This window comes from Cupriavidus necator, from assembly GCF_013141915.1.
Taxonomy (GTDB): domain Bacteria; phylum Pseudomonadota; class Gammaproteobacteria; order Burkholderiales; family Burkholderiaceae; genus Cupriavidus; species Cupriavidus necator_B.
In genome coordinates this window covers 522,737-536,741 of the sequence record NZ_SROX01000002.1, presented here as the reverse complement: position 1 = coordinate 536,741, position 14,005 = coordinate 522,737, and the positions used below count along the sequence as shown (strand labels likewise).

Annotated in this window: 10 protein-coding genes and 1 pseudogene; 8 read left to right on the top strand and 3 right to left on the bottom strand. The window is 66.7% G+C overall.

Annotated features, from left to right (window positions below):
• Positions 1–72: 72 nt before the first annotated feature.
• The 3 genes and pseudogenes from E5S69_RS07450 to E5S69_RS07440 all read left to right on the top strand — a co-directional run bounded on the left by E5S69_RS07450 (position 73) and on the right by E5S69_RS07440 (position 3,527).
• Entirely contained in the window at positions 73–1,590 is a 1,518-nt protein-coding gene (locus tag E5S69_RS07450; RefSeq protein ID WP_171514361.1) for a CoA-acylating methylmalonate-semialdehyde dehydrogenase, read from the top strand.
• Positions 1,591–1,606: 16 nt separating this feature from the next.
• Complete coding sequence (locus E5S69_RS07445) at positions 1,607–1,957, top strand: VOC family protein (protein WP_171514360.1); 351 nt, start codon at positions 1,607–1,609, stop codon at positions 1,955–1,957.
• Between the two features lie 173 nt (positions 1,958–2,130).
• A pseudogene (locus tag E5S69_RS07440) lies at positions 2,131–3,527 on the top strand (amino acid permease).
• A 9-nt stretch (positions 3,528–3,536) separates the two neighbouring features.
• Here the strand turns inward: E5S69_RS07440 and E5S69_RS07435 are convergent.
• A complete protein-coding gene (locus tag E5S69_RS07435) occupies positions 3,537–4,943 on the bottom strand; it encodes a PLP-dependent aminotransferase family protein (RefSeq protein WP_171514359.1) in 1,407 nt (468 codons plus the stop codon).
• 154 nt (positions 4,944–5,097) lie between these two features.
• Here E5S69_RS07435 and E5S69_RS07430 point away from each other — a divergent pair, with 154 nt between their 5' ends.
• From E5S69_RS07430 to E5S69_RS07415, 4 genes are all read left to right on the top strand, one after another.
• Positions 5,098–5,436, top strand: coding sequence for a DUF2917 domain-containing protein (locus E5S69_RS07430; RefSeq protein WP_171514358.1), 339 nt, complete (start codon positions 5,098–5,100; stop codon positions 5,434–5,436).
• A 259-nt stretch (positions 5,437–5,695) separates the two neighbouring features.
• Complete coding sequence (gene icmF, locus E5S69_RS07425) at positions 5,696–8,986, top strand: fused isobutyryl-CoA mutase/GTPase IcmF (protein ID WP_171514357.1); 3,291 nt, start codon at positions 5,696–5,698, stop codon at positions 8,984–8,986.
• A 141-nt stretch (positions 8,987–9,127) separates the two neighbouring features.
• Complete coding sequence (locus E5S69_RS07420) at positions 9,128–9,565, top strand: HIT family protein (protein WP_171514356.1); 438 nt, start codon at positions 9,128–9,130, stop codon at positions 9,563–9,565.
• Positions 9,562–10,464, top strand: coding sequence for a 3-hydroxybutyryl-CoA dehydrogenase (locus E5S69_RS07415; RefSeq protein WP_236901249.1), 903 nt, complete (start codon positions 9,562–9,564; stop codon positions 10,462–10,464). Before E5S69_RS07420 ends, E5S69_RS07415 begins: the two co-directional genes overlap by 4 nt.
• Before the next feature lie 213 nt (positions 10,465–10,677).
• Here E5S69_RS07415 and E5S69_RS07410 read toward each other — a convergent pair whose 3' ends face one another.
• Together E5S69_RS07410 and E5S69_RS07405 are read right to left on the bottom strand one after the other, a co-directional pair.
• Complete coding sequence (locus E5S69_RS07410; RefSeq protein WP_171514354.1) at positions 10,678–11,100, bottom strand: DUF3293 domain-containing protein; 423 nt, start codon at positions 11,098–11,100, stop codon at positions 10,678–10,680.
• Position 11,101: 1 nt separating this feature from the next.
• Positions 11,102–11,770: a Crp/Fnr family transcriptional regulator gene (locus E5S69_RS07405; protein WP_171514353.1), complete on the bottom strand. Its 669-nt coding sequence runs from the start codon at positions 11,768–11,770 to the stop codon at positions 11,102–11,104.
• A 276-nt stretch (positions 11,771–12,046) separates the two neighbouring features.
• Between E5S69_RS07405 and E5S69_RS07400 the strand changes: the two genes are divergently transcribed.
• Positions 12,047–14,005, top strand: coding sequence for an AMP-dependent synthetase/ligase (locus E5S69_RS07400; RefSeq protein ID WP_171514352.1), 1,959 nt, complete (start codon positions 12,047–12,049; stop codon positions 14,003–14,005).

The following is a 14,005-nucleotide window of genomic DNA, read 5'->3' as shown; positions in this document are numbered from 1 at the left end:
GCGGGCCCGGCGTCTCGGATTGCACGCCGGGCGCGCTGTACTGCGTGTCGCGGCTCTCGAAGGAAACCCCAAGTGAGCATTGCAGAAAACCGGCAACTCGCCGAAATCCATCATTTCATCGGCGGCGCCGTGCGCCGCGCCGGCGGCCAGCGCCAGGCGGATGTGTTTAATCCCGCCACCGGCGAAGTTGCCGCACGCGTGGCGCTCGGCACCGCGCAAGACGTCGCCGAGGCCGTCGCCGCCGCCAAGGCCGCTTTCCCCGCGTGGGCCGACACCCCTCCGCTGCGCCGCGCGCGCATCCTGTTCAAGTTCAAGGAACTGCTGGACCAGCACCACGACGACCTGGCCGCGCTGATCACGCGTGAGCATGGCAAGGTGTTCTCCGATGCCAGGGGCGAAGTCACGCGCGGCATCGAGGTGGTGGAGTTTGCCTGCGGCATTCCCAACCTGCTCAAGACCGATTTCACCGACAACATCGGCGGCGGCATCGACAACTGGAACCTGCGCCAGCCGCTGGGCGTGGTGGCCGGCATCACGCCGTTCAACTTCCCGGTGATGGTGCCGATGTGGATGTTCCCGGTGGCGCTGGCGTGCGGCAATACCTTCGTGCTCAAGCCGTCCGAGCGCGATCCGTCGCCGAGCCTGTTGATCGCGGATTTGCTGCGCCAGGCCGGCTTGCCGGATGGCGTGTTTAACGTGGTGCAGAGCGACAAGGAAGCGGTCGACGCGCTGCTGGCGCATCCGGACGTGCAGGCGTTGTCGTTCGTCGGCTCGACCCCGATCGCCGAGTACATCTATACGGAAGGCACGAAGCACGGCAAGCGCGTGCAGGCACTGGGCGGTGCCAAGAACCACCTGGTGGTGATGCCCGATGCGGACCTGGACCAGGCGGTCGATGCGCTGATCGGCGCCGCCTACGGTTCCGCCGGCGAGCGCTGCATGGCGATCTCGGTGGCCGTTGCCGTTGGCGAGGTCGCCGACCAGCTGGTGCCGCGCCTGGCCGAGCGGGCGCGTTCCTTGAAGATCCGCAACGGCATGGAGGCCGATGCCGAGATGGGCCCGCTGGTGACCGGCGCGCACAAGGCCAAGGTCGAAGGCTATATCGCCAAAGGCGTGGCGGAGGGCGCGACGCTGGTGACCGATGGGCGCGGGCACAAGGTCGATGGCCATGAGAACGGCTTCTATGTCGGCGGCACGCTGTTCGACCATGTGAAGCCCGACATGACCATCTACAAGGAAGAGATCTTTGGCCCGGTGCTGTCGGTGGTGCGCGTGCATGACTTTGCCGAGGCGGTGGCGCTGATCAATGCGCACGAGTACGGCAACGGCGTCTCCTGCTACACCAGCGACGGTGGCATCGCGCGCGCGTTCGCGCGGCAGATCCAGGTGGGCATGGTCGGCATCAACGTGCCGATCCCGGTGCCGATGGCGTGGCATTCGTTCGGCGGCTGGAAGCGCTCGCTGTTCGGCGACCACCATGCCTATGGCGAAGAGGGCGTGCGCTTCTACACGCGCTACAAGAGCGTGATGCAGCGCTGGCCGGACTCGATCGCCAAGGGCGCCGAGTTCACCATGCCGGTGGCGAAGTGATAGTCGGAGACGGGTCATGAAGGTCAACCGCATCGTCGCCAATATCGGCACTGCCGACCCCAGCCAGGCCCGCATCTTCTATCAGGACGTGCTCGGCCTGGACCTGCTGATGGACCACGGCTGGATCCGCACCTACGGCAGCGATGGCGCCGCGCGGGCCCAGGTCAGCTTTGCCGTGGAAGGCGGCAACGGCACGCCCGTGCCCGCGCTGTCGATCGAAGTCGACGACGTCGACGAAGCGCACCGCCGCATGGTGGCCGCTGGCTTTGCCGTGGAATACGGCCCGGCCGACGAGCCGTGGGGCGTGCGTCGCTTCTTTGTGCGCGATCCGTTCGGGCAGCTGGTCAATATCCTCGCGCACGCCTGAGCGCGTGCCTTGCCCGCCGTCAGTGCCGGCCTGGCGGGGCTTTCCTATCATTCCTGCAACGCGGTGGCCGGGTGCAAGTGACGCTTGCGTCCGGCCAGCGGCGTAAACTACCGCCCTTTTTCCGGGCCCGCGCATTGCCGCCGCGGGCCTGGTTACCGTTGCAGGGAGTCTGAATGAGCTTGTTCCGTACCAAGGATATCGACGCGATGCTCGCCGTCGCGCGCGAGGATGGCCTGAAAAAAGTGCTGGGTCCGGTCGACCTGGTGCTGATGGGCATCGGCGCCATCATCGGCACCGGCATTTTCGTGCTGACCGGCACCGGCGCGCTGACCGCCGGGCCGGCGCTGACGGTGTCGTTCGTGATCGCGGCACTGGCGTGCGGCTTTGCCGCGCTGTGCTACGCGGAGTTTGCCTCGGCCATCCCGGTGTCGGGATCGATCTATACCTACAGCTACGCCACGCTCGGCGAGATCGTCGCGTGGATGATCGGCTGGGACCTGCTGCTGGAATATGGGCTGGCCACGTCGGCGGTGTCGGTGGGCTGGTCAGGCTATTTCCAGTCGCTGATGACGGGTTTCGGCATGAAGCTGCCGGTGGCGCTGACCGCGGCACCGGGCTCGGTGCCCGGGGTGCAGACCGTGCTGAACCTGCCGGCGTGCCTGATCATGCTGGCCATCACCTGGGTGGTGTCGTATGGCGTGCGCGAGTCCGCGCGCGTCAACAACCTGATGGTCGCGATCAAGATCGGCGTGGTGCTGCTGTTTATCGCGGTGGGCGTGTGGCACGTGCAACCGGCCAACTGGCAGCCGTTCGCGCCATTCGGCTTTACCGGCATCTTCAATGCGGCGGCGCTGGTGTTCTTTGCCTTTATCGGCTTCGACGCGGTGACCTCGGCCGCGGAAGAGGTGCGCAACCCGCGCCGCGACCTGCCGATCGCATCATCGGTTCGCTCGCGGTCTGCACGGTGCTGTACGTGGTGGTGGCGGCGATCATGACCGGCATCGTGCCGTTCGCGAAATTTGCCGGGGTCGATCATCCGGTCTCGCTGGCGCTGCAGTTTGCCGGGCAGAACTGGGTCGCGGGCTTTGTCGACCTGGGCGCGATCCTGGGCATGACCACGGTGATCCTGGTGATGACCTATGGCCAGACCCGCGTGATCTTTGCCATGTCGCGCGACGGGTTGCTGCCCGAGCGGCTGTCCTCGGTGCACCCGGTGCATGCCACGCCCTACTTTGCCACCTGGACCGTGGGCCTCGTGTTTGCCGCGATTGCCGCCCTGGTGCCGTTGAACGTGCTGGCGGAACTGATCAATATCGGCACGCTGGCGGCCTTTACGCTGATCTCGGTGGCGGTGCTGGTGCTGCGCAAGACCCGGCCCGAGCTGCCGCGCGCCTTCCGCTGCCCGGGCGTGCCGGTGGTGCCGCTGCTGTCGATCGGCTTCTGCCTGTTCCTGATGGCGCACCTGCAGGCGCTGACCTGGGCCGCCTTCCTGGTCTGGCTGGCGGTGGGGCTGGTGATCTACTTCGCCTACGCGCGGCGCCATGCCGTGCTGCATAACCACGGCGGCTGACCGCGGCGCTCAGCGGCCGCGTTCTGCCGCGGCCTGCATGAACGCCACCGCGCGCGGCTCATTGGCATAGGCGGCGTTGATGCGGATCCAGGCCGAGGTCTCGCCGCCGGGGCGAAAGTAGTTGCCCGGCGCCAGCGTCACGCCGTATTGCTCGCCGAGCGTCACCAGCTCGCGCGAATCCGCGATGCCGGGCGGGCGCGCCCACAGGAAGTTGCCGCCGGAGGGCTGGCAGAACACCTCCCAGCCATTGCCATGCAGTTGGCGCACCGCGACCGCCACGGCCTCGCGCACGCGCAGCCGCAGCCGCTCCACATACTTGCGGTAGCCGCCGCGCTCCAGCAGCGCCGCCGTCACCGCCTCGGCAAAGTGCGAGCCGGCCACGCTGGTCAGCACCTTCACATCGACCAGGTCCTTGACCAGCGCCTTGTCGGCGACCAGGTAGCCGATCCGCAGCGACGCCGATACCGTCTTGGAAAAGCCGCCGATGTAGATCACGTGCTCGAGCTGGTCCAGCGTGGCCAGCCGGTCGGTGAAGTGGGTCTGGAAGTCCGAGAAGATATCGTCCTCGACAAAGCGGAAGCCATGCCGGCGCGCCAGTTCCAGCAGCCGGAACGCCACCGGCGGCGCCAGCGTCGAGCCGGTCGGGTTCTGCAGCACGCTGTTGGTGAAGAACAGCTTCGGCTTGTGCTGGCGCAGCAGCGCCTCGGTGGCGTCCGGATCGGGGCCGTTGGGTGTGTGCGGCACGCCCACCAGCTGCACCCCATGCAGCCGCAGCAGGCCGAACAGGTTGTAGTAGCCAGGGTCTTCCACGAACACCGTGTCGCCCGGCTTGAGCATGTGGCGCACCACCAGGTCCAGCGCCTGGCTGGCCCCGGTGGTGATCAGCACTTGCGGCAGCTCCGCGGCGATGCCCAACTGGCGTACGCGCAGCAGCACCTGGCGGCGCAGTTCCGGATGGCCCATCGGGGTGGCGTAATGGATCACGCTGTCGATCTCGTTGCGCGAAATCGCGCGGATCGCCTGCGTCAGGCCTTCCACGTCGCGCCAGCTCTCCGGGACGAAGCCGCCGGCGAGCTTGAGCGTGCCGCTGGGGTGGTTGAACTGCTCGAGGATATGGTCGGACAGATCCTCGGCCAGGCTCGGGTCCGACCAGCCGCGCGCCGAGCGCCCCGCCAGCGGACTGTCCGCCACATAAAAGCCGGACCCCTGGCGCGAATCGAGCAGTCCCTGCGACACCAGCCGGTCATAGGCCTCGATCACCGGGAATCGGCTGATGCCGTTCTCGGCGGCCAGCTGCCGGATCGACGGCAGCCGCGCGCCCGGGCGCGCCTCGCGGTTGCCGATCCACGACTTCACGCCTTCGACGATCTGCTCGGTCAGTGGAATTCCGGTGGAAGCATCTAAGATAAGTTTCATGGGATCCGCGCGCAGCCGCAGGGCAACTGTCAGGAAAAACTACTGAACAGTGCATCGAAAACTGTTCACAACTGTACATGGGATTGTAGTGAGGGATGCGAATAATGGAAGCGTGGCGGCAATGACGACGCCGACAGGCTGAGAGGAGTGCAACATGCGCGAACTACGGACTTTCGAACTGGACGAGCCCGGACGGCCGGTCAGCTGGCGCGCTGGTTACGGGCAGACCGTCTGCGCGGTGACCGGCAAGCTGTGGCTGACGGTCGAGGGCAACCCCAACGATATCTGGCTGGAACCTGGTGCCGAGCTGGCGCTGCCGGAAGGCTACCGGGTATGGCTGTCGGGCGACGGCGCTGGGGCGCGCTTTACGCTGGCGCAGGTGCCGGCACCGTGGTCGCTGCGGCGGCTGTCCGGGTGGCTGCGGGCGATGCGCCACCGCGTGGAAGAGCACAGCACCGATGCGTTCGGCGAGTGCCCCAGGATCTGGGCCTGAACGGCGCCCGACGATTTTCGGACAAGGCCACCTGCGGGTGGCCTTTTGCTTGGCGGCGGCGCCTACTCTAGAAGGGCGGAGCCGCCCGCCCTCGGGGTTCCGCCCCATTGATTAACGTTAACGTCAACGTCATATAATCGACCGGCCCCCATCCGGGACCCGGCCCGCGCGCTTGCCGACAAGCCGTCCAGGCACGGCACCCCACAACATGACCGGCGCACGCCGCGGCGGCAGCGAAACACCAGAGACGGTGGAGACAATGACCGACCTTTCCGATGTGCATGATGTGCGCCGCGGGGCGCCCCAGCCCAAGCCGACCGCGCAGGGCGCCGGTCCGGTCAACAAGGTGCGCTTTGTTACGGCCGCCTCGCTGTTCGATGGCCACGATGCCTCGATCAACATCATGCGCCGCATCCTGCAGTCGCACGGCTGCGAGGTGGTCCACCTTGGCCACAACCGTTCGGTGGAGGAGATCGTGACCGCCGCGCTGCAGGAAGACGCGCAGGGGATTGCGATCTCCAGCTACCAGGGCGGGCATGTCGAGTACTTCAAGTACATGGTCGACCTGCTGCGCGAGAAGGGCGGCGAACACGTGCAGGTCTTCGGCGGGGGCGGCGGCGTGATTGTTCCCGACGAGACCCGCGAACTGCAGGCCTATGGCGTGGCACGGATCTATAGCCCCGAGGACGGCCAGCGCATGGGCCTGGCCGGCATGATTGCCGACATGGTGCAGCGCTGCGACATCGACCTGTCGCGCTACGCCCCGACTTCGCTCGATGCGGTCGCCGGCGGCGACCGCCGCGCGCTGGCGCAGCTGATCACCGCGCTGGAAAACGGCAAGGCCGATGGCGCGCTGGTGGCGTCGATGCATGCGCAGGCGAAACCGGCATCGGTCCCCGTGCTGGGCATCACCGGCACCGGCGGCGCCGGCAAGTCATCATTGACCGACGAGCTGATCCGCCGCTTCCGGCTGGACCAGCACGATGCGCTGTCGATCGCCGTGATCTCGATCGACCCGTCGCGGCGCAAGTCCGGCGGCGCGCTGCTGGGCGACCGCATCCGCATGAACGCGATCAACCACCGGAACATCTTCATGCGCTCGATGGCGACGCGCGAGGCCGGCTCCGAGATCTCGCAGGCGCTGCCCGACGCGATCGCCGCGTGCAAGGTGGCGGGCTTCGACCTGGTGATCGTCGAAACCTCCGGCATCGGCCAGGGCGACGCCGCCATCGTGCCGCACGTCGATCTGTCGCTGTACGTGATGACGCCGGAGTTCGGCGCGGCGAGCCAGCTCGAGAAGATCGACATGCTGGACTTCGCGGACTTTGTCGCCATCAACAAGTTCGACCGCAAGGGCGCGCAGGATGCCTGGCGCGACGTGGCCAAGCAGGTGCAGCGCAACCGCGAGCAATGGCATGGCAAGCCGGAGGACATGCCGGTCTACGGCACCCAGGCCTCGCGCTTCAACGACGACGGCGTGACCATGCTGTACCAGGGCCTGCGCGAAGCGCTCGCCGCGCGCGGCTTGGTTCTGCGGCCGGGCGCGTTGCCGGCGCTGTCCGGGCGCATCTCCACCGGCCAGAACGTGATCGTGCCGCCGGCGCGCAGCCGTTACCTGGCCGAACTGGCCGACACCGTGCGCGCCTACCACCGCCGCGTGGCCGAGCAAAGCCGCATTGCGCGCGAGCGCCAGCAGCTGCGCGAATCGAGCCGCATGCTGAAGGCCGCGCACGGAGACGGCACCGCACTCGATGCGCTCGCCGCGGAGCGCGACACGGCCCTCGGCCAGGTCGAGCGCAAGTTGCTGGCGATGTGGCCGCAGATGCGCGAGGCCTACAGCGGCGACGAATACGTGGTGAAGATCCGCGACAAGGAGATCCGCACCGGGCTGGTCACCACCACGCTGTCGGGCACCAAGGTGCGCAAGGTGGTGCTGCCGCGCTTCGACGACGACGGCGAGGTGCTGAAGTGGCTGATGCGCGAAAACGTGCCCGGCAGCTTCCCGTACACCGCCGGCGTATTCGCCTTCAAGCGCGAAAATGAAGATCCCACGCGCATGTTCGCCGGCGAGGGCGATGCCTTCCGCACCAACCGGCGCTTCAAGCTGGTGTCGGAGGGCATGGACGCCAAGCGCCTGTCGACCGCGTTCGACTCGGTCACGCTCTATGGCGAAGACCCGCATGTGCGCCCCGACATCTACGGCAAGGTCGGCAACTCGGGCGTGTCGATCGCCACGCTCGACGACATGAAGGTGCTGTACGACGGCTTCGACCTGACCAGCCCGAGCACGTCGGTGTCGATGACCATCAACGGCCCGGCGCCGACCATCCTGGCGATGTTCATGAACACCGCCATCGACCAGCAGCTCGACAAGTTCCGCGCCGACAACGGCCGCGACCCCACCGCCGACGAGGAGGCCAAGATTCGCGCGTGGGTGCTGCAGAACGTGCGCGGCACGGTGCAGGCCGACATCTTGAAGGAAGACCAGGGCCAGAACACGTGCATCTTCTCGACCGAGTTTTCGCTCAAGGTGATGGGCGATATCCAGGAGTACTTCGTCCACCACCAGGTGCGCAACTTCTACTCGGTGTCGATCTCGGGCTACCACATCGCCGAGGCCGGCGCCAACCCGATCTCGCAGCTGGGGTTCACGCTGTCCAACGGCTTCACCTATGTGGAAGCGTACCTGGCGCGCGGCATGCATATCGACGATTTCGCGCCCAACCTGTCGTTCTTCTTCTCCAACGGCATGGACCCCGAGTACAGCGTGCTGGGTCGCGTCGCGCGCCGCATCTGGGCCGTGACCATGCGCGACAAGTACGGCGCCAACGAACGCAGCCAGAAGCTGAAGTACCACATCCAGACCTCGGGCCGCTCGCTGCATGCGCAGGAGATCGACTTCAACGATATCCGCACCACGCTGCAGGCGCTGATCGCGATCTACGACAACTGCAATTCGCTGCACACCAACGCCTACGACGAGGCCATCACCACGCCCACCGGCGAATCGGTGCGCCGCGCGCTGGCGATCCAGCTGATCATCAACCGCGAATGGGGCGTAGCCAGGTGCGAGAACCCCAACCAGGGCAGCTTCCTGATCGAGGAACTGACCGACCTGGTGGAAGAGGCGGTGCTGCAGGAGTTCGAGCGCATCGCCGAGCGCGGCGGCGTGCTCGGCGCGATGGAGACCGGCTACCAGCGCGGCAAGATCCAGGAGGAGTCGCTCTACTACGAGCAGCTCAAGCACGACGGCACGCTGCCGCTGATCGGCGTGAACACGTTCCGCAATCCGGAGGGCGATCCGGTGCCGCAGAAGCTGGAACTGGCGCGCTCCAGCGAGGCCGAGAAGCAGAGCCAGCTCGACCGCCTGCAGGCGTTCCAGCAGGCGCATGCCGACGAAGCGCCGGCGATGCTGCAGCGGCTGCGCCAGGCCGTGATCGACAACCAGAACGTGTTCGCGGTGCTGATGGACGCGGTGCGGGTTTGCTCGCTGGGGCAGATCACGCACGCGCTGTTCGAGGTTGGCGGGCAGTATCGCCGCAATATGTAGCGCCGCCGGCACCGCGCGGAACGCGTGCCCGATTACCGCGCAGGGCGGCCGCAGTGACGGGCCGCCCTGCGTTACACTCGAAGGCTGCGCCGGCGGCCGCGCTACGGCCAACGTATTCCAGATAACCGCAAGCCCGAAACCATGGACACCCAGTACAGCCCGAACAACATCTTTGCCAAGATCCTGCGCGGCGAAATGCCGTGCATCAAGGTGTACGAGGACGACGACACCATCGCCTTCATGGACATCATGCCGCAGGCCGACGGCCATACGCTGGTGGTGCCCAAGGAAGCCGCGGTCAATCTCTTCGACCTGTCCGAGCGCGGCGCGCAGGCGGCCATCGTCGCCACCCAGCGCGTGGCGCGCGCGGTGCGCGCCGCCTTCAGCCCGGACGGCATCTCGATCGGCCAGTTCAACGGTGCCGCGGCGGGCCAGACCGTGCCGCACATCCATTTCCACATCGTGCCGCGCTACAACGACCAGGCGCTGCGTGGCCACGCGCGCGACATGCAGGAGCCGGACGTGCTCAAGGGTCATGCCGAGCGCATCATCGCCGCGCTGCGCGAGCAGGGCGCCTGAAGCCCGCATCCAGGCATTCAACCAAGCAAGCAGAGGAAGACAAGATGGCAATCAAGACGGTAGGCATCGTGGGTGCCGGCACCATGGGCAACGGCATCGCGCAGGCTTGCGCGGTGGTGGGCCTGAACGTGGTGATGGTCGACATCAGCGACGCCGCGGTGCAGAAGGGCGTGGCCACGGTGGCGGGCAGCCTGGACCGGCTGATCAAGAAAGAAAAGCTGACCGAAGCGCAAAAGGCCGACGCGCTGGCGCGCATCCAGGGCAGCACGTCGTATGACGATCTCAAGGGCACCGACATCGTGATCGAGGCCGCCACCGAGAACTACGATCTCAAGGTCAAGATCCTCAAGCAGATCGACGGCATCGTCGGCGACAACGTGATCATCGCGTCCAACACCTCGTCGATCTCGATCACCAAGCTGGCCGCCGTGACCTCGCGCGCCGACCGCTTTATCGGCATGCATTTCTTCAACCCGGTGCCGGTGATGGCGCTGGTCGAACTGATCCGCGGCCTGCAGACCAGCGACGCCACCCACGCCGCCGTGGAAGGCCTGTCGAAGCAGCTCGGCAAGTACCCGATCACGGTCAGGAACAGCCCGGGCTTCGTCGTCAACCGCATCCTGTGCCCGATGATCAATGAAGCCTTCTGCGTGCTGGGCGAAGGCCTGGCCTCGCCGGAAGAGATCGACGAAGGCATGAAGCTGGGCTGCAACCACCCGATCGGGCCGCTGGCGCTGGCCGACATGATTGGCCTGGACACCATGCTGGCGGTGATGGAAGTGCTGTACACCGAGTTCGCCGATCCCAAGTACCGTCCGGCGATGCTGATGCGCGAGATGGTGGCCGCGGGTTACCTGGGGCGCAAGACGGGGCGTGGGGTGTACGTGTATAGCAAGTAAGCCGCGCGGCGGCTTGCGCGCTTGCGGCGGCCGCCTTCGGGCGGCCGTTTTCTTTTGCCGACGCCGGGCCCGCGGAATCCCGTTTACACCGCGTTATATGCCGAAACACTGCGCCGCATCCGGTAACAGGAATGCGCGGTAGAGTGCACCCACTCCGTTTACGACAACACCAGCGGGCGCTGGCGTCGAACCGCGCCGGCGCCAGCCGGACGCTCAGCGCAGCAGCACCAGCCGCGGCACCGCGTCCGCGCCGCTCCACACCACGGCGTTCTGGCCGTATTGTTCCCCGAGCATCCGCGCATCCTGCAGCGACAGCCCGGGCACCAGGAAGCTTGGTTCGGCCGGCCAGCCGTTTGACGGATGCTCGCCGGCGGCTGCTATCGCGCGCAAGCCCATGCGCTCCAGGTTCTGCGCCAGTGCCAGCTGACGCTGCGCATTGGCGGCGTCGCCACAACGCTGGCTGAACGGGTTGGCCGCCGTAATGAAGGCGCTGCAGTCGACGCCATGCGCCTGGTGCAGCGCGGCCAGCGCCGCGCTGGGCTGGTCGATGCGCAAGCGCATCGGCCTGTCGCCCAGCACCCGGTAGTGCGTTTCACGATACGCCCGCAAGGTGGCGGCGTCGATGGCGCTGCCCACGTTACTCCCCGTACTGCCGCAAGCCTTCGAGGTCCAGCACCTCGATCACGCCATAGTCCACCCGCACCAGCCCCTGCTGCTCGAGCACCTTCAGCGCCTGGTTGGCGCGCTGGCGCGAGATGCCGGCAAGCAGCCCGATCTCTTCCTGCGAGATCTCCAGCGTCTTGCCGATGCCGGGATACAGGTGCTCGTTGAACAGCGAAGACACCGCGCGCGCCACGCGCGAATCGATGTCGAGCAGCCGTTCATACTCGACCGCGGCGATGAACTGCCCCAGCCGTTCGTTGAACTGCGTCAGCAGAAAGCGCGTGAACGGCAGGCTGGTATCCAGCAGCCACTGAAAAGTGTCGCGCGGCAGGAAGGCGATGGTCGAGCGGCGCAGCGCCATCACGTCGTACTTGCGGATCTCCGACTTCAGCACCGCGCCTTCACCAAACCAGCCGCCGGTGGGCACGCCGGTGAAGGTAACTGACTTGCCCGACGGCGATACCGTGGTGATCTTGACGATCCCTTCGAGCACGCCCATCCAGTGCTCGGCCTTGTCGCCCTTGTGGCAGACGTAGTCGCCCTGGCTGTACTCGTGCACGAACATGGCGCGGCGCACGCGCTCGCGCTGCGCCGGACTCAGGTCTGCTGCCCACACGCAGCGGTCGACAAAATCGTTCAGCATGGCCTGCGCAAGCTCCGGTAGGGATTAACCCGGAATTGTCACCGGCGTGACAACCGGGGTGGTTGGCATGGACTATCGTACGATCACAACGGAACCGCGGGTGTCACCAGAGGCACGCCGGGGAATGGCGGCAACGCTTTCCCGGCCCCCTGAGATGGCACACCGGGCTTGATGCGATGCGGCGGATGCCGCCGCGCAAAGCAGGCCAAGTATAACGACCGGACCGGCGCTTGACACCGGGCGTGGACCCCCACGCCGGAGGGACAGGAGACAGCGATGCAGGAATCGTCGGCGACGACCTTCCCGCGATGGCTGCTGGCGCACGCCCAGCAGCGGCCGGAACATCCGGCCTACCGCGAGAAGGATCTCGGCATCTGGCAGACATACAGCTGGGCCCAGGTGGCGCAGCAGGTGAGGGCGCTGGCATGTGGTCTGGCCGCGCTCGGCTTCAAACGCGGCATGAACCTGGCGGTGGTGGGCGACAACCGCCCGCGCCTGTACTGGGCCATGACCGCGGCACAGGCGCTGGGCGGCGTGCCGGTGCCGCTGTACCAGGACGCGATCGCCAACGAGATGGTCTACGTGCTCAACGATGCGGAAATCGAGTTCGCCATCGTCGAGGACCAGGAGCAGGTCGACAAGCTGCTGGAGGTCGAAGCGCTGCTGGCCGAGTCGGGCCGCGCCGTGCGCCACATCATCTTCGAAGACCCGCGCGGCCTGCTCGACTACGACCACCCTTCGCTGATGTCGTACGAGCGCCTGCAGGAGCTGGGGCGCGAATTCGACCAGGCGCATCCGGGCTTCTATGACGAGGCCATCGCCGCGGGGCAGCCCGACGACACCGCGATCATCCTCTATACCTCGGGCACCACCGGCAAGCCCAAGGGCGTGTGCCATTCGCACTACGGGCTGATCGGCTCGGCGCGCAACGGCTGCGCCTTCGACAAGCTCAGCGCCGATGACGACGTGCTGTCCTACCTGCCGATGGCATGGGTCGGCGACAACCTGTTCTCGTATGCGCAGGCAATGGTGGCGGGCTTCACCGTGAACTGTCCGGAATCGCGCGAGACGGTGATGACCGACCTGCGCGAGATCGGCCCCACTTACTACTTCGCGCCGCCGCGCATCTATGAAGGGCTGCTGACGCAGGTGATGATCCGCATGGAGGACGCCGGCTGGATCAAGCGCAAGCTGTTCCACTGGGCCATGGACGTGGCGCGACGCTGCGGCACCGATATCCTCGACGGCCAGCCGGTGCCGCTGGCGGAGCGCATGCGCTATGCGCTGGGCGAGGCGCTGGTCTACGGCCCGCTGCGCAATGTGCTGGGCATGAGCCGCATCCGCGTCGGCTATACCGCGGGCGAGGCGATCGGCCCGGACCTGTTCCGCTTCTACCGCTCGATCGGCGTGAACCTGAAGCAGTTCTACGGCCAGACCGAGACCTGCGCCTACGTGTGCCTGCAGCCCGACGGCAAGGTCAAGTTCGATTCTGTCGGACCGGCCGCGCCCGGCATGGAAATCCGCATCGCCGACAACGGCGAGGTGCTGGTGCGCGGCGTGGGCTTGCTCAAGTCCTACTACAAGCGCGACGACGCCACCCGCGAGGCCATCAACGACGAGGGCTACTTCATGACTGGCGACGCCGGCGTGATCGACGCCGACGGCCACCTGAAGATCATCGACCGCGCCAAGGACGTGGGCAAGCTGGCCGATGGCTCGATGTTCGCGCCCAAGTACATCGAGAACAAGCTCAAGTTCTTCCCGTACATCAAGGAGGCGGTGGCCTTCGGCAACGGCCGCGACCAGGTCTGTGCCTTTATCAACATCGACTTCGAGGCAGTGGGCAACTGGGCCGAGCGCCGCCACCTGCCGTATGCCGGTTATGTCGACCTGGCCGCGCAGCCGGACGTGCTGGAGATGATCGGCGAGTGCGTGAACCAGGTGAACGCCGACCTTGCCCACGACCCGATGCTCGCGGGCTCGCAGGTGGCGCGTTTCCTGGTGCTGCACAAGGAGCTGGACCCGGACGACGACGAGCTGACCCGCACGCGCAAGGTACGGCGCGGCTTTATCGCGGAGAAGTACGCGGTGCTGGTCGAGGCCCTTTATGCGGGCAAGTCTGAACAGTTCATCGAGACGCGCGTCAAGTTTGAAGACGGGCGCGAGGGCAGCGTGTCGGCCACGCTGAAGCTGATGGATGCCAAGCGGCTGCCGGCGGCGGCGCGCGCGGCATGA